The sequence below is a fragment of the Arthrobacter sp. B055-34 genome, from assembly GCF_059090425.1.
In genome coordinates this window covers 486263-509618 of record NZ_JBNHFQ010000002.1, presented here as the reverse complement: position 1 = coordinate 509618, position 23356 = coordinate 486263, and the positions used below count along the sequence as shown (strand labels likewise).

Below are 23356 nucleotides of genomic sequence, written 5' to 3'. Positions count from 1 at the left end.
TCCATAGACATCGGCACCTTGAAGAAAGACGAGAGACGGCCGCTGCTGACGGCATCCGGTCCTTCGAACAAATAGAGGAAATCGTGACCACAGTTGAATTCAGAACATCCAGTCCCAGCTTCCAGGTTATGAACCCGGCAACTGGCAGGTTGGTGCAGACTTTCCCGCACTCGACTGACGATCAGATCGAGCAAACGCTGGCAGCTGCGCAGCAGGCTTTCCAAAGCTGGCAGAAGCTGCCGATCGAGACGCGGGCCCGCACCGTTTTGCGCGCGGGCGAGATATTCCGGGAGAAAGCGGACGAACTCGCCGCGATCGTCACCGAGGAAATGGGCAAGGCTCTGTCCGAGGCCAAGGGAGAAATCGCCCTTTGTGCAGGCATCTTCGACTACTACGGCACTATGGGGCCTTCCCTAGCAGCGGACGAGGCAATACAAGCGCCGCAGGGTGGCGAGGCCGTTGTGGAGAAACTACCCCTCGGTACCCTGCTCGGCATCATGCCATGGAATTTTCCGTGCTATCAGCTGCTACGGTTTGCAATACCCAACCTTGTGATTGGCAACACGGTTATCATCAAGCCGGCGGAGTCGTGTCCCCGTTCCGCCTTGGTGATCCAAGAGATCCTGGATGAGGCCGGATTTCCCGGAGAAGCGTACACCACAATCTTCGCAAGCCACTCGCAGGTCGAAAACATGGTTGCTGATCCGCGCATCCAGGGAGTCTCATTGACCGGCTCCGAACGCGCAGGAGCCGCAATCGGTGAACTTGCCGGCCGGAATCTGAAGAAGGCGGTCCTGGAGCTCGGAGGGTCCGACCCATACATAATCCTCGACACCGACAATGTGCGTGAATCAGCAAGGGCCGCGTGGACAACTCGAATGTCTAACATGGGTCAGTCGTGCAACTCCAACAAGCGGATGATCGTCATGGACGAAACCTTCGACGAGTTCGTTTCCGAGTTGACCCGTCTGGCCAAAGACCTCCGGCCAGGTGACCCGATGCTTGAAGAGAGCGGCACCTTCAACCCCATGGCATCACGGGCGGCGGCAGAACAGCTCGCCGAACAGGTCCGGGACGCCGTCGAAAAGGGTGCGACCCTGCATGCCGGGGGAACACTTGTTGAAGGGGACGGGGCTTATATGGCCCCGACCGTGCTTACGGGAGTGACTGAGGAGATGCGGGCCTATCACGAAGAACTGTTCGGACCGGTGGCCGTGGTCTACAAGGTGTCGAGCGAGGACGACGCAATACGCCTGGCCAATGACAGCCCTTATGGGCTGGGCGGGTCCGTCTTCTCCACAGATGTCGATAGGGCAACCAAAGTAGCCCGCCGGTTGGAAACGGGCATGACTAACGTCAATACTGCGGCCGCCTACGGGGCTCAGCTCCCATTTGGCGGGATCAAGCGTTCCGGATACGGCCGGGAACTCGGCCCTGAAGGGATGGACGAATTCGTCAACAAACGCTTGCTCTACATCAGCCGCTGACGCCCCAGGGACACTTTCACCGGTTGTTAGCCTAACCACCGCCCACCGGACGATGGCCGTGTCGGAGTACCTCCGTCGGTTTTGCCCCGGCCGAAACGGATTATCCCTTCGGGGTCTATACATCCGATGTGGGGTTTGGTGATTCCATCTGGGCCACGGCTTCACCCTCGTAGCGCTTTGCCGGCCCTGAACCTGAGCATTGCTTACAAGCTCCGAGACAAATAGAACGACGTCACCGCTAGAGAATGGGGCTGCCGGCTGGGGCCGAGATAGCCCTTGACCTCCACCGTCAGCTCTGCCATAGCAGAAACTTCCGCGACCCACTCAGCTACTAATGAAGGAGCCACTGATGAAAACGTCGGACTCTAGCGTCCTGCCTCGGGGCATGAAGCCATCCGAAGATGACCGGTTTTTGCAAAGCATCGGTCCGTTCGACACCGCTTGCCCCGGGACACCGCAGCATCCCTGTCCATACTGCTGCAGTCCAGAGACCGACTAAACTGCAACCTTTGTGTTCTCGCCATATGCAATACGCATCCGCGGCAAACTTGGATCTGGGACAGTCTCGCGGCTGCTACGCCCCGCCTGTCAAATGCGTCGTTCGCACCAGGCATCCGTTCCAGAAGTTGTTCAGAGCGTCAGGTCATACCGCGCATGCGGAATCCGCTTTCTGTTTCCCGGAACACGCTGCGTGAAGCCTTCACCGTCCTGGCCGGCGAGCAGATCGTCACCCGCATCCCCATCCGCGGCGTCCTGGTCGCTTCGCCGGGAGTCGACGGTGTCCGCGAGATCTACCGCGTGCGCCGGATGCTGGAGCCTGCCGCCGTGCTTTGGGGGCCTGAACTCGACGTTGCCACCCTGAAGGCGATCATTGTGGATGCCCGTGCGGCGCTTTCCCGGGGATCAGTGCCAGAGATGGCCGATGCTAACCAGCGCTTCCACGCGGAACTGGTCCGCGCGACCGGCAGCACAGACCTGCAGGACTTGATGACCCGGGTGCTGGCCCGAATGCGCCTGGTCTTCCAGTCGATGCGTCATGCGCCCGACTTCTACAGCCATTACGTGGAACTGAACGCCGGACTGGTGGATCTCCTGGCCGAGGGGCGCCGCGAGGAAGCCGCCGAGGCGCTGCGCGGCTACCTCGATCAGGCGGAGGCAGAACTGCTGGAGCACCTCGAAGCCTGATTCAGAACACCCTACGCAGCCAGGGGATTCTCAGGGCTGTGTAGGAGAGGATGAAGGCGCCGACGCTGGCCACCGTGAACTTGAAGGTCATGGTGGCCAGTGTCGGCTGCACGTCTTCGCCCAAAACCTTGAAGGTCAACCAGGTCAGGATCAGATAGTGGCTCAGGAAGACGCCGAACGCCGCATTCGACAACGCCAGGATGAACCGCACCAGCCGCGGCGCAGGCCGCCAGTCCCTGAGCAGGTGGAACACGGACGTGAAGATGCACAGCGCCGCCAGGGTCACGCCGAGCCCGATATAACTGGACGGCGTGATGATGTTCAACACCGGCGTCGAATCCTGGTTGATCCAGTGCCAGATATTGAAGATCGAAAGTACGACGGCGGCGCCTCCTAGCATCGCCGCGGTGCGTTTGCTGATGCTCATCTGGGCGAGGACCCAGCCGGCCATGAAGTAGCCCAGGTAGGGGAACCACTGGGTCAGCATGTTCCAGGGGTACTGCCACCCGAGTCCGGCCTGGATGCTGACGGCCTGGGCCATGAAGAGGAGCAGAATCAAAGCCAGCACAATCGCCGTCGTTATTCTGGCGGTCCGCAGGCTGACGCTGTGCAGGTAGCGGGCCAGCAGAGGGGCCGCGAGGTATAGGCCGAGGATCAGCCAGAGGAAATACAGGTGCGGGTAGACCGAGGTGTTGAAGACGTCGGCGAGGGTTTCGGCCGGGTCCGGTTCGCGTCCGAGGATTATCCAGTTGCCCACGAAGATGTAGATCAGGTGCCAGAAGATCAGCGCGGGCACGAGCCGAAGGGCGCGTTTGCGGTAGAAGTCGCCGGCGCCGGTGGTGTGGGCGCGCGGGGCGAGGGTGAGTGTGCCGGAGATGATCACGAAGACCGGGACCACCCAGATGAAAGCGATGTCGATGACCGCCGCCGGGATCCAGTCGCGCTGGTTGCGGGCGCTGTCGTCGCCTGCCAGCTCGCCGAAGGAGTGGATGGCGACTACGCCGACAATGCTGACGATGCGCAGCAGATCCAGTGCGTAGTTGCGCGCTCTCGGCGGCGTCGCTGCCGGGGCCGGATTGGTGGATTCCGGCTGGCCGACAGGCTGGGCGGGTGCGGCCATGGACCCAATCTACCAAGACTGGTTGGAGCGCTGGGCAGTGAGATGTGCACGGGGAATCCAACGCAGGGCATTATCGTTGCCATTCACATTCAGTTCGCTCCCCGGTTCAGACTCTCACAGGCGCTTGAATGAGCAGCATGCTGTTCGGTCTTCTTGCATGACACTCCATTCCGCTTCAATAGCTGGGGACCACGAACAGGTAAATCGACATCCCGCGTGATGCCCGCGATCCTGCGCACCAGGGGCGGTGGTTCGACCTCGAACAAGCGCGACGTCGTGGACGGTACCCGTTGTTAGGCGTCCGCGAGGCCACGGCGCGGTGTGGATGTTCGGCCCGCAGAAGATCGCCCAGGTGGACCCGGACTGGTGGTGGAACCCACCCTCCTACGTCACGGAGGAAGTGAAGGCCTACAGGCTCACGCTGCATTTCTCGGCCGGTTCACGACTCCCGGAGTCCAAGCCGGATGCCTACTTCGACCCCATAGCCGAAGACATTCTCTTCGCGCACTTCCTCGCGGCCGCCCTGGCCGGGCTGCTCCATCCCTGAGGTCTATCTGTGGGTGATGGAGCAGGTTAACCGCGAACCCATCAACACCTCGGAACGCATGATTACGAGCGGCAGTACAAGGGTCTGGAATCCGTGCTAGAACTGGCCGATAAGCAGCGCGACGGCATCTTCGGATGATCCAGTGCCTCAAAAGTCGGACCAAGCTGCACTGGATCGCCCCGACAGGCGGCGCAACCGTGACCACGGATACCCGACCCCGGTCAAACCGGCATGCATTCGCTGCCTCCCGGGAGGCGATCTACATCCTGTCCAAGGAAGGGGCCGGGCTCCGCCGCGCTGCTCACCACGGCGTTGACGGTGGCTATCGCCGAGGCCATGGAGGAACGGGGCGAGCGCAGCGGCGGTCGCCTGCCCCAGCCTGCGCTGTTCGCCCTGGATGAGCTGGCCTACGTGGTCCCCGGGCCGGGCTGCCGGACCAGTTCAGCCACTACGGCTCCAAGGGCCTGATCGTCATGGGCATCCTTCAGTCCTGGTCCCGGGCGTCGAACTCTGGGGCGAGGCGAACATGCGGAAAATCTGGTCCGCCGCGAATATTCAAGGTCTACGGCGGGGGGAGTGGCCGAAGAAGGCTTCCTCCGCGCCCTCTCGGACCTGATCGGCGACTACAGCTACACCAACGTCTCCATCTCCTCCGGCAAGTCCGGATCCAGCCGATCCCGCCAGGAAGGCAAGGAACGCATCTTCGACGTCTCCAACCTCGCCGAACTCGACCGCGGCCGCGCCGTCATCCTCGCCTCAGGTGCACCCGCCACGCTGGTCCGAACCATACCCTGGTACACAGGCCCACGCAAAGAAGCCGTAGAGGCATCCATCAAGAAGGACAGCCCCCGTCCTGAGGAAGAAGCAGTATTGGAAGCTGCGCCCCCTGCTACCAATCCCTGGATAACCGGGTAGGGGAGTAGGACATGACTATTGACATCGGCCGATTCAGTGAAGTCCCTGGCACCAGCGCCGAGCCTGCCGACGCCGCTGGGGAGGAGCAAAAGCCAACGGAACTGGTTTACGGCTCAGCGGAAGAATTCCTGCACGAGCATCTGCTGCCCACCTACGTCCGCAGCGTCACCGGGAAAACGGCAAAGTGGTGCATCGAGTGGTACTTCCACCCCGAAGCTATCTCACGTGTAGCGGCCATGTGGCGTTCCTGGGAACACCTGCGCCTCGACCCAGCCGCCGGCATGAGCGTCTGGTGGCGCGACTACGCAGACCACCCCGTGACAGTCCTCCTGGAGCCACAAGGCCCTTTCTACAACTTCGACATGAAAGAACATCGCGACCCCGAACACCTCGAACTAATGAAAGCACCTGACGGCTGGTCCGCGACGCTCGGACACAAGCCACATAGAACACAATGCTCAGAAAGGGGAGGCCGCCCCGTAACTGCTCCCCGTAAATTAGTACTGAATTCTCAGTCCAACTTTCGGGGAGCAGTTCAGTCTCGCGGGTACGTTGGCGCTATCTCGGTCTGAGTTGCGGGCCGGTGAGGCAGGCGCAACTTATTACCGCGCTCCGAGGCTGGTGCCTTCCGACCGGCCAAGCCGTTCGTAGAGCTTGGGCTTCGACCGGCGGAAGTGCAATGCGACGCCGATGCCGGCAAAGAAGACGACCGCCAGCGGAATGAGCAGCCAGTTGTACTGGCCTGGCTCGCCGCCCACCAGAAGGTGCAGGTTGAGGCAGGCGAACACGACGACTGAAATGAGCGACAGCCCGGAAACAGCAGGTGCGATATACGTCTTGAAGGAATTCTCGCCGATGTCCGAACGCCGGGGCAGGAACCAGGCGATGACCGACACACACACGATTGCCATGAGAGAAAGGACGCCAACCGATCCAAGACCGATCATCTGTGCGTACAGCAGCATCTCGTCGAGGGGGAGGACAGCCATGAGGACCATGATCATGCCGGTTAGCAAGGCCAGACCGTTAGAAGCGCGATGCGGCGAGCGGTGCTTCTCATGGACTTTTGCGAGCGAGTGGGGAAGCGCGCGATCATAGGCCAGATTGTAGATGTAGCGGGCGATCACGTTGTGAATGGACAGGGAGGCAGCGATAACCGAAGTGGAGATCAGGACGAAGGCGATTGGGACGAAAGATGATGCGACGTACTGCGAGATCGAGATGGGGAACATCTCCGTGGGCGTTTCCGTCGAAACCGTGACGGCGTCGGACCCGAACGCAGTGACGAGGGAGTAGGTGGACACCGTGTAGAGAATGCCGACAAAGATGACCGCACCGAATGTGGCACGGGGGACCACCTTGCCGGGATTACGCACCTCGTCGCGGAAGAGGGCCGTCGCCTCGAATCCCATGAATACCAGAATGGCGAACAGCATGGTGACGCCGAAGTCACCTTCAAGGAACTTGGCTGGTGAGAACGGCTCGGCGGACAGCCCTTCAGCGCCGCCCTTGGCAAGTACGAAGGCATTGACGATCATGACGAGGGCCACCTCAAGGGCCATCACGACAGTGAGTATTTTCGCCGACAGCTCGATATTGAAGTATCCAAGGATGCTCACGCCTGCCCATCCCACAAGTGCCCAGATCCACCAAGGAGTACCGGGGCCGCCGAGGCTTTCGACCAGGGCTCCGACGCTGATTCCAAACCAAGCGTAATTCCCGGTATAGACGAGCAGGTAGGACAGAACGGCGAGGAAAGCCGCCCCAAGTCCGGTCGTCTTCCCGAGACCCATGCTGATGAACGCATAGAAGGCTCCCGGTTTCGGGGCGTGTTTCGTCATAGTCACGTAGCCGATGCTGAAGAGCAGCAGGACTGCCGTCGCCAACACGAACCCGAAGGGAGCGCCTTCTCCGCCGAACATGATCGTCAATGGAATGAAGCCGCTGACGACGGACAGAGGGGCTGAGAAGGCCAGCACCGTGAGCGCGAGCGACGCACCGCCCATGCGGCCCGTGAGCTTGGTGTTGTTGCCCGAGTCTTGCGACTTGGTCCGTATCGACGAATGTTCGCCACTGTTGAGTTCCGTCATCAGGGACTCCGTTCTAGGTGGGATGCTGCTGCGATTGATATGGCCGAGCCAGCTACCGTTGGTCCGCATTCGTCCGCGAAGTTGCGGACCCCTCCCAGCCTTCACTGTGAGATGAATCACCGTGCTCGTGCTGACTTAACATACGTTCAATCGCGGCAGGGGTCAATGGTCGGCCTTGATAAAACATTGGACATGACGGCAGGCAGCGCGCTTCACCTTTTCCAACAATGAAGTCTTGAAGAATCCCACTGACGCTAATCGCTTGCATCCGTCGCCGTCGCGCACTTGCCGGTCCGCCCGTCCTTCCGGATGGCGTCGAGCTGCCGGCGGTGGGCATGCAACTTTGCGAGAGAGGTAATCCTTTCCGCGTCGTTTGCGGTAGTCCTGCGCGGAGACATACAACCAAAGACGCAGGTCAGATGCTGATGTCCAACGGAAATTGGAAATTCCACCCGCTGCGGGGCGACTATCTGTCACTTGCCAGGTAAGGAAGGCCGGGCTAGTCACTCCCCGCACTGTTGCCTCATTGGCCGGAACGTCGAGACGCTGTTCGCAAAAATCATTACGTGTTTGGATGGTGATGGCGAGCCTCCGCCTTTTGCGGATGCTTCCCAGCAAAGGAGTGGCCAGCCGAGCCATTGGGACTTACATCTCGAGAACCCAGCCCTTGACGAATCTGATGAATGAACATTAAATAAAGATTTGCATCGTCCTTTTGGCTAACAGCAGCTCGGATGGCGCCAAGAGGAAAGCGGGCGTGTGTTATTGCAAAGAGGGAACAGCCGGTTGCGCCCCGCTGCAGTTACACGGCTTGCACGAATTGGTGATTCTCGGTGATCCGATGAAGGGCTTAGGCACTCCCGTACGAGGGTGCCCTTGGTTCGACCTAACGTGACCCACGAAAGCCTGTCGACGGAGTCCCGCGAGGACTTGGGGGAGTTGCCGCTCCAAACAGGCAGACCAGTTATATCCATTTTCCGTACTTACAAGCAGGCGAGAAAAATGAACGACTTCGAAGAAGCGACTCTCAGGTCCGACCCGAAACTCCAACTCAGCACCGTCGACGATCCCCGTGTGATTGACCGGCAGGTTCATGAGGAGTACACCAACCATGCCGTACCGACAACTGCACGCCTGGGAAAGTGGGCCGTCTTCAGCGGTTGGTCCTCCATTGCAAGTGCCATGGCGTTCGTGTACTACGGCGCGTTGTCGGCCAGTCTCGTCGGCGTGCAGCAGGCCGTTATCGGAATTGTCCTGGTTGTAATCGTGTACTCCGTCCTGGCCACGAAGAGCGCACGGCAAGCCATCCGCTGGGGGCTCAATTCCACACTGCTGTCCCGTGAACTTTTTGGCTTCAGGGGTGCCGCTCTGGCACCCCTGTTGGTGGCCTCGGCCGGAGTGTATTACGCCGTGTTTGAAAGCAGCGTGCTGGCCATTGCCCTCCAGACCTATTTTCAGGTTTGGGACATCCGGGTTTGGTACGCGATTGTTATCGCCTGCATGCTGCCGCTGATGCTTGGCGGCATGCAGACGTGGCTGAACAAGCTGAACGGTATCTCGCTGCCCGTCTACTTCTTTGGCCTTCTGGCAGCAGTAGTCGCGGCGGGTATCCGGTTCGGGTGGGCAGGGGACTGGTCTGCCTTCCAGCCATCGCCGGCATCGACAGGAATCCCGGGATGGCTGACCGTGTTCGTGCTCTACATGGGGGTGTGGATCCTTTTTCCTGACACCCAGGATGCCGCCCGTTTTGGCCGGAAAGCGGATTCGAAATTTCATGAACGAATCAGTTTCGGATGGGTCTTCTACCTGATCGCGTACCTGTTCAACGGACTCGCGGGCATCTTCATCGTTGCCCTGGCCGCACCGCAGGACAGCATTACCGAGTCAGGCGTCGTCCACGGGGTGATCGCCGCCTTGGGACTCGTCGGCCTCATCGTCATTATTGTCAGCCAGGTCCGCATCAATTCGGCTAACTTCTACTTTGCCAGTGTCAATATGGAGCGGTTTGTCGCCCACTTCAGCCAGCGCAATCTTTCGCGCCGGACCTGGGTCATCGTGCTTCTGGCGGTTGTTTTTATCCTGATGTTCACAAATGTCTTCAGCTACATAGCCGTGGCCCTCGCCTGGCAGGCCGTGCTGGTTGTGTCGTGGGTGGGCATAATGATTGTCCACTGGATCATGGACAGAAACGGGGAGCCGGAATTCCGCCCCGCCCGGCTTCGGGCCGTTGCCCCCGGATTCGGAGTTTGGGCCATTTCCTCGGTCCTGGGTATCGTCCTGCTTCAGCTTCCGGAGCAGTTGCCTGTATTCTCCGCCCTGGCGCCGCTGGTTTCCTTGGCCGCCTCTGCACTTCTCTACTGGGCAACCCGGATAGCAGGCCTGTGTGCAAGGAAGCCTGCCGGAGCAGATCTGGTTCGCGCCCAGGTTACGGACGTATGGGGGACCCGAATCAAGTGCCTGGAATGCGACCTGAGCTATGTTGCTTTCGAGATGGACACGGGGCGGTCGGTCAGCCACCCTCTGTGCCTGGATTGTCAGTCCCGGGACCGGTCCTGAACCTTAAATAGCACCGGTGGAGGAAATGTGCCGGACAGCCACGCACTCCAAAGTGCCGGCGGGCACGCTCTGGGCGGCTGCAAGGGAGGGTTGGGAACAGATGAGTTTTTGCAGCGGCGGGTGAACGGTCGCAGCCTTCGTGTCCTTTCAAAAGGCGGCACGAGGTAAACGCGCCGGTCGTGCTGCACGAAAGGCGGAAGAGTCCGGTCCATCGTCCGGGTCATATTGGCCGGTGTCGTCGAGGGAACGACCGATCTGGTGTTTTCCCGATGCCGGTCGGCAGCACCTGGCGCGGGTTCTGCAGGAATTTTTTGAACTAGTAGGGAGTGGTGGTTGCGGTGCATGAAGAGACTGGTGAGGATCGGGATCGGCGGAAAGGCGAGCAGGTCGAGTTTAGTGTCGAGGGATGCGTGGTCCGGGGAACTTATTACACGCCTGCCGGGGTGGGCAGCCCTTGGCCGGTGATCGTTCTTGCTCACGGCTGGGGCATGGTCGCCGGAGGCGACCTGGAGGACTTTGCGGCCGTGTTTGTCGCCCGCGGCTTTGCTGCCCTGACCTTCGATTTCCGCAACCTCGGTGCCAGCGAGGGCGAGCCCCGACAAGAGATAGATCCCCACCGGCAGGTGGAGGACTTCAGGGCGGCCATCAGCTATGTCCGTTCCCGGCGGGACACGGACGGTGAAAAAATCGGTGTGTGGGGAAGCAGTTACAGCGGCGGCCATGCCCTCGTGGTTGCTGCCGCTGACCGGCGGGTCCGCTGCGTCGTCGCACAGGTACCCACGATCAGCGGTTGGCGGGCGGCACGTCAAAAGTTGTCGGCCAAGGAGCTGCTTAGCCAGCAGCGCTGGTTCGAGGAAGACCGTGAGGCCCGGTTTGCCGGCACGGAGCCTGCCGCCATCCCGATGGTCAGTCCGGATCCGGCTGCCGCCGTCGCCTACCCGGGCAGTGAATCCTACGAATACATGTGGGGGCAGGGGCAGGTCTGCCCTAACTGGCGCAATTCAGTAACGGTCCGCTCATTGGAACTGGCCCGCAGTTACGAGCCCGGTGCTCTCATCGAGCGGATCGCTCCCACCCCCCTCCTGATGATCGTTGCCGATTCGGACAGTGTGACCCCAGCGGATCTCCAGCAGGAGGCCTATCAGCAGGCGCATCACCCAAAACAGCTGATCCTGGTTCCGGGAGACCACTACTCCGTGTACTCACGACATTTCGACACGACAAGTAGTGCCGCTGCAGACTGGTTCACCCGCCACCTTCGCCCTGGCCCGGCCGGAGTCTGGAGCGACAGTACAGCTACATCTGCCCCGGTCCCCGGTCCGCAATCGCCACGCCGGTAGGACGAGCCAGGGGTTGCAGCCCCATAATGTTGGCGCCGAAAATTTTTGGCTGCACCGACACCGGGTAGTCCGGCAGACACCTTGTGCCAGCGAGGGACCAGCCCCGCCTACGACCGCCGCTTATCCACAGGTGGCTTCCGCCAGAGCGCCGTATCCCGTTGCGGAAAGGCTTTCGACTGCAGCGTTCCAGTCCATTCCCGCCGACCGAAGGGCAAGTTCGACCATCTGCCGGGTGACTTGGCTGACGGTCAGAGGGCCGTACGGATTGAACCAGACGTGCACGTATTCACACATCGTGACGATCGCGTACGCGGTGACTGCCTCGTCAGAGTACTGGAACCTTCCGCGGGCCTTCCCCTCGGCCAGCGTAGACCTTAAGTCCCGCATGTAATCCCGCTGGAGCTCGATGAATTTCGCTTGATGCTCTTCGCCGAGGTCGAGCAAGAGGGCCTTCATCCCCACCGTAGCCGCATAAGCGGATGCAACGTCCGCCTGCTCGAGCTGCCAGGTAACGTGCGCTGCCACAGTTTGGGCCAAACGGAGAACCGGCTCTGTTGCGTTTACCGAATCCCTGACATGGTTCACGAAGCTGACCAGCACCTCTTCGAGGGCGGCAGAGAACAACTCCTCCTTGGAACTGAAGTGCCAGTATAGGGCCGGCGTCGTGATCCCGATGTCCGAGGCAATAGAACCAAGGGTCGTAGCGGCGTAGCCGTTCCTGAGAAATCGGTTCGAGGCGGCCTCGAGGATCCGCCCGCGGCTCACACTCGGCAGCTTAGTTGCTTTCGGCATTCTCGCCTCCAAAACGGCATCAGTCGAAATAGACGGTCAGTGACATTCAATTACCCCTTGGAGCCCGACAACGACCGGGCAGCAAGGTCGGGGAAGGAGCAACGCGATGACTCTTTTGGCCGCCAATAGTGCGCCCGCAGTCGCGAACGGCAATGAGGTATGCGGGCGACCGGGCAGGAACAATTTCGCTGTCACGAAGTCTCTCTGAACTCTTGACGCCTCTCCTTAATGAATGTTAAATCAATAATACAGGAGGGCGAATCTCCGGCTGCAAATGCGGGAGTAGGCAAGTCCTCTTTCCGGAAAGTCCACTGCACATGCGAAATGACGAGGAGAGTCATGACGAATATCGATTGGGACCGCGTATCCAAGGGCGTTGCCCGCGAGAACAACAAGATGATCTGGCGACCGTACGGCTTACCCACGGTCATGGATCTGGAACACTCCTGCTACCACGACGCGCCCATTTCGGAGCCCTGGGCCGAAATTCCGGAGCAGATGATCGTCTCGGTGGCAATCACCGGAGCGTTCTTCCGCAAGGACCAGAACCCTCACCAGGCCATCACTCCGGAGGAAATCCTCGCCTCGGCGCGGGAGGTTGCCGCCGCCGGAGCCAGCGCGATCCACATCCACGTCCGGGACGAGAGCGGCTACAACGTCCTATCTCCGGAGCGGTTCGAGGCCGTGATCCAGCCGTTGCACGAGGAATTCCCCGAGGTGCCGGTGGACGCCTGCCTGGTCCCGGCTTTGGACGGGGAGTGGGAGAAAATGCTCGATGTTCTGGACTCGGGGCTGCTCGACGCGGCGCCGATCAACAGCACAGCGACTTATATCGGCGATTCCCTTTTCGTTAAGCCCACGCCGATCCTGCTGGAGAAGACCCGCAAGATCCTTGAGGCCGGATCCGTCCCCGAGATCGCTATCTACACCGACGCCGATGTCTCCAACGCCGACCGCTACCTGTTCAAGTCCGGGCTGCTCAAGTCCGGTGCGACCTGGCTGGTGCTACCCGCACTTCCAGGCTGCAGCCCCATGGAAAATCCGCGGCAGATGGTCGCCAGCCTTACCCGGACCGTCGAAGCCATCCGCGATGTCGACCCGGAAGCGGTCATCATGGTCTGTGCGGCCGGAAGGGCCTCGACTTACCTGGCCACCCTCGCAGCAGTCATGGGCCTGCACATCCGTGTCGGCATGGAGGACACCTACTTCAAGTGGCCGCACCGCGAGGACAAGCTGACCAGCAACCTCGAGGCATTCCAACTGGCCAAGCAGCTGGCCGAAGTCGTCGGCCGCCGCATCGCCACGCCCTCGGAGACACGCGCCATCATGGGCCTGAAGGATCGGACCAAGGCCGCAGTAGCCAGCCACTGAGACTTGGGCCGAATGTTGTTAGCCCTGCTGCCCAGTCAGTCCGCAAGCACAACGGATCGACGGGCAGCAGGGCTGTACCATGCCACCTTCAAATATCAGATGACACCTGCTTCGGGTGGAGGTAAGAGAGGTGCGGAAACAGGTCCTTCACTCCACCGGACAGTCATTTGCCCGCCACGGCAAGTGCATCGCCAGCTGTGCCGCCACCACTGCGCCGTGTCGAGGTTTCCTCCAAGTAAGCACACGCACGTCAATAACTTCACGAAATGAAAGGCATCCTCATGGAAAACAAGGCAGAGTGGACAGATCTGGCCGGCCTGCAGGTGCAGATTCAGAAGGCCGGGCGGACCATTCGGACTGGTTATGTGGAGGACGTCGCCGCTACTGCCGATGCGCTTTGGATTGCCGCCCATGGCGTGGATGCACGTGCCCTGTACGAGAAGGCAGAAGGCTACGAGGTCCTGCCTGTAGGCGACCAGACGCGAATTTACTCCTAAAGACCGGGACAGGCTCCAAGCAGACCCGGAGGCCGGGGGACCCTGTCCGCAGCCTTGGCGCCAGAATTACAAGCAGCGCATGTTGCATGCATTCCGACAGCTCAATCTTCCCCACGGGCTGTCCTCCCACGCCTTTCTCCCCGACTGGCGGGCGGGCGTGATCCAATTCATAAAAACTCTTGACCGCTCTCCTTGATTAACGTTAAATAAGGAGGACATTAAGAAGCGTTATTTTGTGAGGAGACACCAATGCCAAAGATCACGTACCACCAGGCCGGCGGAGGCGTCGACGTGGTTGAGGTTCCCGAAGGCACCTCGATCATGCGCGCCGCCCTCAACAACAGCGTCAAAGGCATCGTCGGTGAATGCGGGGGCCAAACAATGTGCGCCACCTGTCATGTCTACGTGCGTAGTGATGCTGATCTGCCCGAGATCTCCGAAGACGAGGATGAGATGCTCGACTGCACCGCCGAGGACCGTCTCGGCAATTCGCGGCTGGGTTGCCAGGTCGTTGCAGGCCGCGACTTCGTCGAAATCGTGGTCGATCTTCCTGCGAACCAGAGCTAGTCGGAGGGCGACATGAGCGTTGTCATCATCGGTGCCGGACACGCCGGCGTACAGGCGGCAGAGTCGCTGCGCACGGAGGGCTACGCGGACCGAATCGTCCTGCTGGACAAGGCCGGGCACTTGCCCTACCAGCGTCCGCCGCTGTCGAAGGACTACATGAAGGAGGGCGGGGACCCCACGCCCATGCCGCTCAGGGGCGACGTCTTTTACCGCGAGCACGACATCGGTCTGCGGACAGGGGCAGAGGCCACGCACATTGACGGCGAAGCGCGGCTGGTCTGTGTCAAAGGCCGCGAGCCGATACCGTATACCCAGTTGATCATCGCTGCCGGCGCCGAGGCCCGCAGGGCCGAGTGCCCGGGCAACGAACTGGAAGGCATCGGTTACCTGCGCACGGTCGAGGATGCCGTAGCGTTGCGTGCCCAGCTCGACCGGGGCCACGGACGCGTCGTCGTAGTCGGTGCCGGGTTCATAGGCCTGGAATTTGCGGCGGTCGCGGCGCAGCGCGGGCTGGATGTCACCGTCATCGATTTTGCCCAGCGTCCCATGCAGCGCGTGCTGTCCCCGTCAATGTCCGACTATTTCGCGCAGGTACACTCCGGGCTGGGAGTAAAGCTGCACTTCGGCGAGGGCCTTGACCACTTCGTTGGCGAGCAAGGCCGAGTAACCGCCGTGGCCGGCACCTCCGGCGCGGTCTACCCATGCGACTTCGCCGTCGTGGGACTGGGTGTAGTCACCGATGACGATCTCCCCTCCGCCGCGGGGGTCAAGTGCGACAGGGGCATTCTGGTGGATGAGTACCTGCGCACAAACATGGCGAATACGTACGCCATCGGTGACCTCGCGGTATTTCCATCACGCCACGTCGGCGGGAATCTGCGGCTCGAATCAGTGCAGAACGCGACCGACATGGCCAAGACTGTCGCCAAGACGATCACGGGGGATCCCTCGACCTACGACATAGCACCTTGGTTCTGGTCGAACCAAGGCCCTGCAAAGCTGCAGATCGCGGGGCTGGCCGACCCCGCCGACGTCGTAATCGAACGCGGAAACCGCTCGACGGGCAAATTCAGCCAATTCCTTTTCCGCGACGGGCAACTCGTAGCCGTCGAATCGGTCAACTCACCTGCAGACCATGTCGCCGCCCGCAGGCTTCTCGAGCACCGCACCGGCATCACCATGGAACAGATCCGCAACCATGACTTCGACTTGAAGGCGTATGCCCGAAGCCTTCCTGTTCCATGACTGCTCCGAGCGTGAAAACCATCAGACTATTCCAGGTCTCAGTTGTCAGCTAAGCGCTCACCGGGACTACTGACCGACCGCCGAGGCGATCGCGGACTTCAGTTTCACCGCACGAGCTTGTCCCTATATCAAGAGCAGGCAAGCCGCTGACCAGTGGCTTGCCTGCCAATGCGAGAGGTAGCATCAATGCCGATACCAGTAGAACTCGAACCAAACCCGACAACAGCGCGCTTCGCAGATCGGGTCACCGGGTGGGCAGACTCATTCGGCCGGCCCTTTGCGCTCCATTACGGCGATCCGGCCAAGGAGTACAAGGCGCTCCGCGAGGCCGTCGTCGCACTCGAATACTCAACCATCCGCAAGTGGTTCGTCGAGGGCCCCGACGCCGTCGCCGCGGTGGACAGGGTGTTCTCCCGCAACGTCAGAGCCCTTCCCATCGGCCGGGTGGCGTATGGCGTCTTCACCGACGACGACGGCTACATGATCGAGGATGTCACGCTCGTGAAGCTCTCCCCGCAGACGGTTCTCGTCCTCGGCGGAGAGCAGCTCACGCAGCAGCAACTGGAGCAGGCGGTTCCGGATGGAACCACCGTCATGGATCGCCGCTCCGAATTTGCGGCCGTGTCGCTGCAGGGCCCTTCGAGCCGCGCTCTGCTGCAGCGTCTCACGACGGCCGACATTTCAAACGACGCGCTGCCGTATTACGGTTCGCTTCTCGACGTCGAAGTCGCGAACATTCCTGCAACCATCCTCAGACTCGGGTTCACGGCTGAGCTCGGTTATGAAGTCATGGTGCCTGTCGAACACACAGACACCCTCTGGGACGCGATCCTGTCCCAGACTGACCTCGGAATCGAGCTCATGGGCCTCGAAGCGATCCTCGTGGCCCGCACGGAAGCAGGCATGGTCATGAACGAGTACGAATACGACCGCTCCACTACACCATACGAGTGCCGCCTGGGCTGGACAATCGACTTCGAGAAGGGCCCCTTTCAGGGACGGGAGGCGCTGCTCGCACAAAAGAACAACGTTCCCACACGTCTGGTGAGTATCGAGACGAACGCTGCCGCCGCCGGCCTCGACGGCCGGACCCTGTCCCTCGACGGAGAACCCGTAGGCCGCGTGACGATGGCCGTTTCTTCACCGGCGCTTAGCGGCCGGACTCTTGCCCTCGCACGCGTGGACAGCACTCACGCGCGCATCGGCACCGCGCTGAAGATCGACAGCGATCAAGGGCTCGTCGGCGCAACGGTTCGCCAGACGCCGGCCTACGATCCCGAGCGCAACCGCGTCAGGAGCTGATCTTGGAACGCCACATACTGCGAATACGGGCGGCAGATCAACCCGGCATCATCCACACGATGACCGGCGGGATCGTAGCCACCGGCGGAAACATCCTTGACAGCGCACAGTACTCCGACGAGGATAGCGGGCAGCTCAATGTGAGAGTGGAATTTGAGTCGGCCGAAGACCCGGAGAGCATTCGTACTGAACTGGTCGACCGGCTTGCCCGCTTCGACCCAATCGTGGAGCTAAGGAGACTCCGCGACCGGCGGCGTGCCCTGATCATGGTGTCGAAGCTCGATCACTGCCTGGACGACCTGCTGTACCGATACCGCAGGGGAGAACTGCCGATCGAGATCCCGATGGTCGTGTCAAACCACGAGGAACTGCGCGACGTTGTCCAGGCTGCCGGTGTGCCGTTCCACCACCTTCCGGTCACCGCGGAGACCAAAGTTGCCGTGGAGCAGGAGCTGTCGAGGCTGGCCCACGAGAGCGGCGCCGACTTCATCGTATTGGCCCGGTACATGCAGATCCTCTCCGACGACTTCTGCGCACGTTTCGCGGGCCGGATCATCAATATCCACCATTCGTTCCTGCCAAGCTTCAAGGGTGCCAAGCCGTATCACCAGGCGCGACGGCGAGGCGTAAAACTCATCGGGGCGACCGCTCACTATGTCACCGCTGACCTCGATGAAGGACCAATCATCGAGCAGGACGTTGTCCGCGTCGATCATCGAGGCAGCGCGGAAACCCTAGTGGTGATCGGACGTGATGTCGAACGGAAGGTTCTCTCGCGGGCTGTGCAGCTCCACGCCGACGACCGCGTTTTCCTCTCCGGACAGCACACAGTCATCCTCTCCTAGACCCTGATCCATCGACCGGGCGGCCGGCCACCGAACCCGATCCGAGTCCGGCCGCCGAGTGTGCTTCAGGGCGTGGCATGAAAGCGGCCCTGTCCCTGTCGGAGGTGCCGACGTGCTAGATGGGCTTTTTGCTGGAAAGGCAGACCAAGGCGCCCAGAAACCGGGGGTGGGCGCAAGTATCGCCGAAAACGCTGTCTGTCCACCCGGCGCAGCAAGGCCGCACCCGCCAACGAGTCCGCCTAGGGCCGTCCAATTGAAGGCAAGTAAAGGAAGCATCTGCCCATTCCGTACCTTATCTCGCCCAGTCGCAGCAACAAGGGACTTCACCACCAAGTCCCTTGACGCTTCCGCTTATTTGATGTTGATTAAGTAATCAAGGCAACAGTGATGCAGCTCTCACAGGAATGGTGCTGATGCAATGGCGAACGCGGCCTTATCGTCGCGATGGCTACTCCCGTTTGCGGTTGATGCAGCTTGTTCTGGCTGGGATCGCTTGTCCTCTCAGTTTGTCTGCCGGGAATGTTTGGGGTCGACACATCCGGAAATGATGGTAAGCCTATCGACTGCTTCGCCGACGACGTACTGGCAGGTGAGGCAAAGCTCGCTGCTGCAGACGAGGCTAGCAAGTCATAGAGAACCGTCTACTGGGGCTCTCGGCCTGGATAGCACAAAGAAGATACCGACATGGAGGAAATTATGGAGAGTATTGCAACGCGGAAAGGGACCGCACGCGAGGACCGTGCCGCCTACCAGTCCGGAGGCATCGCGCTGAACACCTGTCGGGCACTCCCCTCGGGGGATGGAAAGCTGTCCGCGTACGGGTACTACCCATGGGACGACCCTGAGTTCGAGCGGGATCCCAATCCGTGGTACACCCGCGCCCAGGCGGAGATGCCAGTCCTGCTTGACGACACGGGCGCATACGTGGTCTCACGCTACGAGGACGTCATGGAGTTCGGACCGATGGCGTGCATGTCGGTCGAACCTGGATGGGATGCGGCCGGGCCATGGTCGGTCGCGAGCTCCACGATCATCGGCCGTGATGCTCCTGAACACACGCGATTGCGGCGGCACACGACGAAGTGGTTCGCACCGAAGGCTGTGCGCGAGTGGGTTACCACTACAGCCGCGGTCACGAACGAAATCCTCGACGAGAAACAGAACGACATTCTCGACGGCTGGCTCGACCTTTCGATCCTGCCCACACACCGCACCATGTGCCGGGTGCTTCAGGTGGACGACGAAGAGGCGATCGAGGTCATGACTGAGATGGCTGACACGATGCCGATGCTGTCGGCTCGTCCGCGGTCAGGAACGTGGGAGACAGCGGCCGAGGGTTTCGGCAAGCTCGGCCAGCGTATAGACGCGCTGATCGAGGCTCGACGCGCCTCGCCCGGCGACGGCCTGATCGACGCGCTGATAGATGCGGGGCGGGAAGGAACCATGTCAGGCCAAGAGATACGCGCGACCGCCCTCATGCTCTACAGCCTCGGCCACATGGACGTTGGGTACCTCATCGCCGCCGGTTTGCGCGTGTTCGCGGAACTCCCCGACGTTTATGCGGCTTTCCGAGACAATCCCGAAGTTCGCGATGCCATCATCAATGAAGTCGTGCGGTACGATCCGCCCGAGCTTTCCTTCTACCGGACGACGCTGGAAGATGTCACGATCCGCGGCGTGCAGATCCCAGCGGGTTCCCGGATCCGCTTCATGATGGGCGCGGCGAACCGTGATGCCGAATTCTTCGAGGACCCGCATCGCTTCAACTTCCGCCGTCCGCTGGACCACAGCAAGAACCTGTCGTTTGGCCTGGGCCCACACACCTGCGCAGGTCAAGGTTATGCGCGTGCCCAAGCGCGCACGATCTTTGAGACAGTGGCTTCGCGATTCAAATTCATTGAACTGGCCGGGCCGTTTGAGATGGATAACACCGACTTTTCACGCCACTTTACAAAGCTTCCCCTCCGCCTAAGAAACTGAGAATGCAGCTTTACCCATTCAGACTTCGTGAGTCGAGCCGGCATCGTGGCCACTGGCACTCACGGAGTCCGGCAGATCGTTTGTGCAGAACCCACCATGAAAGTTGAGAAAATGCCATAGCAGATGACGGCTAACCGCTACGCCTCTTATTCATGACTCTTGACGCCGGTCCGGCTCGGCGCGCTCCGGGGCCCAAACCGTTTCGCGATGGCATCGATGACCAGTGAATTCTCACCGGATGGCATGGTCATAGATGAGGCGATCTCCTACTATGCCCGCGGGGCAGCGGCGGGAGTCGTACTCCTGATCACTGAAGGCGTTTACGTGTCGGCGGATACCGGCACTGACAGCTGAGCTCGCGGGTGCCGCATGTCTGGCCGGCCGCAGCTCGCCGCATGGAAGCGCTTCGTAGCAGCCGCGCAGCAGCTGGGGGTCTCATCGCACCTCGGCACTGGCATCTGGGCGCCGAACTCATGGATTGCCCAGCTGCAAACCCGAAACTGTCCGCCCTAAGTTAGTCCGTCGGCGTTGCGCTTGAGGCGCCACGTACGGCCTGCCGCAACCGCCATCGAGCTCAATCTCATCCAGGGGACTACTTTACGCGGGCGGCCCTCGCCTCGAGAGACTTCGGTTTCGACGCCGTCGAGCTCCACGGAGCCCACGGCTACCAAGCGGAGCACAGGTTTGCCCGGCAACAGCGCGCCTCGGCAGGACAGGAACCTGTGGGTGCCCTCGCCGGCCTCGGCCAAGACCGGGTCGGGCCAGACCCCAAAACATGCCAGGAGCGGGTAGGTCCTGATGGTCACCCGCTGCCGGCTCCGCGGCGCCAATAACCTCCTGGCCCGCGCCGCCCGGGAGCTGGTGCTTTCAGCCACCTCGAGCCTTGGTTCAAAGGACTGGGGCTTTCCTCGACCCCGAACCGATCGGGGAGCGCTCAACGCCGGGCTCCGGCGGCCCAGGGACCACGCGGCCTGCCCGTCGAGCAGCGGCGGTGGGCCATGAATGGGGATCTCCACGAACCCAGCGACGACCCGCAATCGTCCCACCGCTCAACGATCCGGAGACAATGAGTAAGAGCTTCACGGCCCCGCGGTCGCTGGTTGTCATGCTCAGGGGTGTGACTCCTATATCTAAAGGCAAGCGGTCGCGAATCGGTTCGCGACGGTTCGAGCACAATATGTATGTGCTCGAACCGTTGAGCGCCGTAACGCTAACCGGACCGTCAGGGGCTTACGAAAGCCGTACGGTCAGCCCCTCGCAGTTGCGGTGGCGGTCGGAAAAGACCCACTGGGGTTCTCCGATAACCTCGATCTTCTCGAACCGCTCGGCGACGACGTCGAGGACGGCCCGCATCTCCACGCGGGCGACACCCTGGCCGCAGCAACTGTGTGTGCCTGCGCCGAAGGCGATCGCCATGCTTGCCGACGGGGGACGTGTCCAGTCGAACCCGTCGGGGTTCCGGAAGACCTCCGGGTCGCGTACGGCAGCGCCGAGGATGAACCGGACCTGCGTGTTTGGGGGAATTGTTAAGCCGTGGATCTCGTAGGGCTCTGTCGTGTATCGGTCGACAAGCACCTCAGGCAGTGCCCGCCGGAACGCCTCGTTGATAATGGCGGTACGAGCGTCGGGGTTCTCCCTATATTCCTTCCACGCCTCCGGATAGGCAGCGAGGTCGGCAAGTGCCGATGCCATGCAGTATCCGGGGTTGTGCGCAGCGGATCCCCACAGAATCTGGATCGACTCCTTGAGCTCGCGCTCCGTCAGCCCGCCCTCCTCCGTGATCTGGATCATTGCGTCCAGTAGCCCGTTTCCGGGGTTCCGTCGCTTCTCCTGGATGAGGCGTTCGGCGTTGAACATCATGAACCCGAACCCTTCCCAGGCGCGGGTCTTCTCGTCCTCGGTTGGTTCCCACCCCAGCGAGTCCATCGTCTGGTTTGTGGCGAGAATGTAGGGGATGCCGTCCTCACTGGGAATGTCCAACATGGCGGCCATTGCGTCCTGGGCAGGCTGCACACCGAGGTCGCGGTGGGCATTGATGATGCCGTCGGGGCCCATTCTGTCCAAGGCTGCCCGCGCCGACTCTGCGGCGACGTCGCCCATTCCCTTGGTGGCCTTGGGTGTCAACCATTTCCTGAACGCCTTGTGGATCCTGCTGTGCCGTTCCCCTTCGGTGAGCAGAACAGAGTTGAGGTTCGATGCCCAAGGACTGTCGCCGATCCCTTCCGGCGGCACGGCTACGAGCGAGGGATTTTTAAGGTGTTCGACGACGTCGTCGTAGCGGGTGATGATGATCGTCTCATCCTCAAGCTGGAGGATCGGGAACTGCTCGCGCACACGCGCGAACCACGGCCAGGGGGCCTTCACGAATTCCGGGTCCCTCCAGGGCAGGAGGTCTTCGCCCGGGGGAGCGGTGATCGTATGTTCTGTCGTTGTCACAGTGTCTCCTTCATCCAGGTCCTGAGATGCGCAGGACGTTGGTGTGCTGGTGGGCTTTTCCCTTGCTGCTGAAGCAGCGGGAGAAGATCCCGGCGGCGGGCTGGACGGGTGTCTGACAGCGGAGGGGCGCCGGGTCCTGGAAGTTAGATGGGGTTTCTTGCTGCGGTTAGCCAGCCTCCGTCGATGACCATCGCGGCACCGTGGATGAAGTCCGCGTCTTTGCTGGCCAGGTAGACAGCCAGGCGGGCGATTTCACGGGGCTGGCACCAGCGGCCGGCAGGCGTGCGTGCAATCTCGTCCTCGTTGTCGGGCAGGGTTTCGGAGCCGCCTTCCGGCACGGTGAGTCCGGTGAGGGTGGCCCCTGGACAGATGGCATTTACCCGGATGCCGCGCCGGCCATAGTCGAACGTGAGCTGGCGGGTCAGGCCCAGCACTCCATGTTTGGATGCGGTGTAGGCGGTGCCTCCGCCCGCAGCGCTGAGGGCCGAGATGGATGCGGTATTGATGATCGCGCCGCCGGACTGTTCCAGCATTTGGGGAATTACTGCCCGGGACATAAGGAACGGGCCTGTCAGGTTCACTGCGATCGTCCGTTCCCATTCGGCGAGTGATATTTCGTGCGCCGGCTGAAAGCTGTCTATGATGCCTGCGTTGTTGCAGAGCACGTCGATCCGTCCTGCCCACGTGCGCACCTCGTCAACTGAGGCGTGTACCGACTCCGGGTCGGCGACGTCGACTTTGACCGCCAGGGCCCTTTCGGGGTTGTCCAGCTCGTCCACTGTCCGTTGCGCGCTCTTGATATTGATGTCCAGAGCGGCCACCCGGGCGCCTTCAGCTACGAATTCCTGCACCATCGCTGCGCCCATTCCGGATCCTGCTCCCGTAACGATCACAACCGTGTCTTCATTCAACGTTGCCAAGAAACACCGACTTTCCACCGCTACGAGCTGTAGCGGATATTAATGCCCATTAATTTTCGCGTTGCCCCCGCCTCTCGGGTGAGCAATCCGTAGTCAATTGATTCGCCGCAGCCAAGGCGGCCCTCCCGTCTTGGCTCGGCTACGTCTACGTCTACGTCTAC

General features: G+C 61.2%; 22 protein-coding genes. 16 read left to right on the top strand and 6 right to left on the bottom strand.

What is annotated here, in order from left to right:
* Positions 1-80 precede the first annotated feature (80 nt).
* Both AC5RWO_RS05550 and AC5RWO_RS05545 read left to right on the top strand, forming a co-directional pair.
* Positions 81-1487: an NAD-dependent succinate-semialdehyde dehydrogenase gene (locus AC5RWO_RS05550; RefSeq protein WP_498730104.1), complete on the top strand. Its 1407-nt coding sequence runs from the start codon at positions 81-83 to the stop codon at positions 1485-1487.
* Positions 1488-2141: 654 nt separating this feature from the next.
* Positions 2142-2672, top strand: coding sequence for a GntR family transcriptional regulator (locus AC5RWO_RS05545; protein ID WP_498729977.1), 531 nt, complete (start codon positions 2142-2144; stop codon positions 2670-2672).
* Between the two features lies 1 nt (position 2673).
* Here AC5RWO_RS05545 and AC5RWO_RS05540 read toward each other — a convergent pair whose 3' ends face one another.
* Positions 2674-3792: an acyltransferase gene (locus AC5RWO_RS05540; RefSeq protein ID WP_498729975.1), complete on the bottom strand. Its 1119-nt coding sequence runs from the start codon at positions 3790-3792 to the stop codon at positions 2674-2676.
* Positions 3793-4117: 325 nt separating this feature from the next.
* Here AC5RWO_RS05540 and AC5RWO_RS05535 point away from each other — a divergent pair, with 325 nt between their 5' ends.
* From AC5RWO_RS05535 to AC5RWO_RS05520, 4 genes are all read left to right on the top strand, one after another.
* Positions 4118-4339 (top strand): hypothetical protein, encoded by a 222-nt coding sequence (locus AC5RWO_RS05535; protein WP_498729973.1) that lies wholly within the window; start codon positions 4118-4120, stop codon positions 4337-4339.
* Between the two features lie 318 nt (positions 4340-4657).
* Complete coding sequence (locus AC5RWO_RS05530; protein WP_498729971.1) at positions 4658-4807, top strand: hypothetical protein; 150 nt, start codon at positions 4658-4660, stop codon at positions 4805-4807.
* 108 nt (positions 4808-4915) lie between these two features.
* Positions 4916-5254, top strand: coding sequence for a hypothetical protein (locus tag AC5RWO_RS05525; RefSeq protein ID WP_498729970.1), 339 nt, complete (start codon positions 4916-4918; stop codon positions 5252-5254).
* Between the two features lie 11 nt (positions 5255-5265).
* Complete coding sequence (locus AC5RWO_RS05520) at positions 5266-5826, top strand: DUF4913 domain-containing protein (RefSeq protein WP_498729968.1); 561 nt, start codon at positions 5266-5268, stop codon at positions 5824-5826.
* 30 nt (positions 5827-5856) lie between these two features.
* On the opposite strand, the gene AC5RWO_RS05515 is transcribed toward AC5RWO_RS05520, so the two are convergent.
* Positions 5857-7344 carry an APC family permease gene (locus AC5RWO_RS05515; RefSeq protein WP_498729967.1) on the bottom strand — a complete coding sequence of 496 codons (1488 nt, stop codon included), beginning with the start codon at positions 7342-7344 and terminating at the stop codon, positions 5857-5859.
* A 1002-nt stretch (positions 7345-8346) separates the two neighbouring features.
* On the opposite strand from AC5RWO_RS05515, the gene AC5RWO_RS05510 reads away from it, so the two are divergent.
* Both AC5RWO_RS05510 and AC5RWO_RS05505 read left to right on the top strand, forming a co-directional pair.
* Entirely contained in the window at positions 8347-9900 is a 1554-nt protein-coding gene (locus AC5RWO_RS05510) for a purine-cytosine permease family protein (RefSeq protein WP_498729965.1), read from the top strand.
* A 410-nt stretch (positions 9901-10310) separates the two neighbouring features.
* The gene (locus AC5RWO_RS05505) at positions 10311-11240 is read left to right on the top strand and encodes an alpha/beta hydrolase (protein ID WP_498729964.1); all 930 of its coding nucleotides are present in this window, start codon (positions 10311-10313) and stop codon (positions 11238-11240) included.
* A 120-nt stretch (positions 11241-11360) separates the two neighbouring features.
* Here AC5RWO_RS05505 and AC5RWO_RS05500 read toward each other — a convergent pair whose 3' ends face one another.
* The gene (locus tag AC5RWO_RS05500; RefSeq protein WP_498729963.1) at positions 11361-12032 is read right to left on the bottom strand and encodes a TetR/AcrR family transcriptional regulator; all 672 of its coding nucleotides are present in this window, start codon (positions 12030-12032) and stop codon (positions 11361-11363) included.
* Positions 12033-12371: 339 nt separating this feature from the next.
* Between AC5RWO_RS05500 and AC5RWO_RS05495 the strand changes: the two genes are divergently transcribed.
* The 8 genes from AC5RWO_RS05495 to AC5RWO_RS05460 all read left to right on the top strand — a co-directional run bounded on the left by AC5RWO_RS05495 (position 12372) and on the right by AC5RWO_RS05460 (position 20193).
* A complete protein-coding gene (locus AC5RWO_RS05495) occupies positions 12372-13403 on the top strand; it encodes a beta-keto acid cleavage family enzyme (protein ID WP_498729961.1) in 1032 nt (343 codons plus the stop codon).
* A gap of 281 nt (positions 13404-13684) precedes the next feature.
* Entirely contained in the window at positions 13685-13900 is a 216-nt protein-coding gene (locus AC5RWO_RS05490; RefSeq protein WP_498729960.1) for a hypothetical protein, read from the top strand.
* Between the two features lie 249 nt (positions 13901-14149).
* Positions 14150-14467: a 2Fe-2S iron-sulfur cluster-binding protein gene (locus AC5RWO_RS05485; protein ID WP_498729958.1), complete on the top strand. Its 318-nt coding sequence runs from the start codon at positions 14150-14152 to the stop codon at positions 14465-14467.
* Positions 14468-14479: 12 nt separating this feature from the next.
* Complete coding sequence (locus tag AC5RWO_RS05480) at positions 14480-15712, top strand: NAD(P)/FAD-dependent oxidoreductase (RefSeq protein ID WP_498729956.1); 1233 nt, start codon at positions 14480-14482, stop codon at positions 15710-15712.
* 186 nt (positions 15713-15898) lie between these two features.
* A complete protein-coding gene (locus AC5RWO_RS05475) occupies positions 15899-17014 on the top strand; it encodes an aminomethyl transferase family protein (RefSeq protein ID WP_498729954.1) in 1116 nt (371 codons plus the stop codon).
* A 2-nt stretch (positions 17015-17016) separates the two neighbouring features.
* On the top strand, positions 17017-17859 hold the full coding sequence (gene purU, locus AC5RWO_RS05470; RefSeq protein ID WP_498729952.1) for a formyltetrahydrofolate deformylase: 843 nt from the start codon (positions 17017-17019) through the stop codon (positions 17857-17859).
* A gap of 684 nt (positions 17860-18543) precedes the next feature.
* Complete coding sequence (locus tag AC5RWO_RS05465) at positions 18544-19839, top strand: cytochrome P450 (protein WP_498729950.1); 1296 nt, start codon at positions 18544-18546, stop codon at positions 19837-19839.
* Between the two features lie 216 nt (positions 19840-20055).
* Positions 20056-20193 carry a hypothetical protein gene (locus AC5RWO_RS05460; RefSeq protein WP_498729948.1) on the top strand — a complete coding sequence of 46 codons (138 nt, stop codon included), beginning with the start codon at positions 20056-20058 and terminating at the stop codon, positions 20191-20193.
* A 155-nt stretch (positions 20194-20348) separates the two neighbouring features.
* Here the strand turns inward: AC5RWO_RS05460 and AC5RWO_RS05455 are convergent, their stop codons facing one another.
* The 3 genes from AC5RWO_RS05455 to AC5RWO_RS05445 form a co-directional block, all read right to left on the bottom strand.
* A complete protein-coding gene (locus tag AC5RWO_RS05455; protein WP_498729946.1) occupies positions 20349-20669 on the bottom strand; it encodes a hypothetical protein in 321 nt (106 codons plus the stop codon).
* Positions 20670-21069: 400 nt separating this feature from the next.
* Positions 21070-22275: a cytochrome P450 gene (locus AC5RWO_RS05450; protein WP_498729945.1), complete on the bottom strand. Its 1206-nt coding sequence runs from the start codon at positions 22273-22275 to the stop codon at positions 21070-21072.
* A gap of 143 nt (positions 22276-22418) precedes the next feature.
* Entirely contained in the window at positions 22419-23168 is a 750-nt protein-coding gene (locus AC5RWO_RS05445) for an SDR family NAD(P)-dependent oxidoreductase (protein WP_498730103.1), read from the bottom strand.
* Positions 23169-23356: the final 188 nt, after the last annotated feature.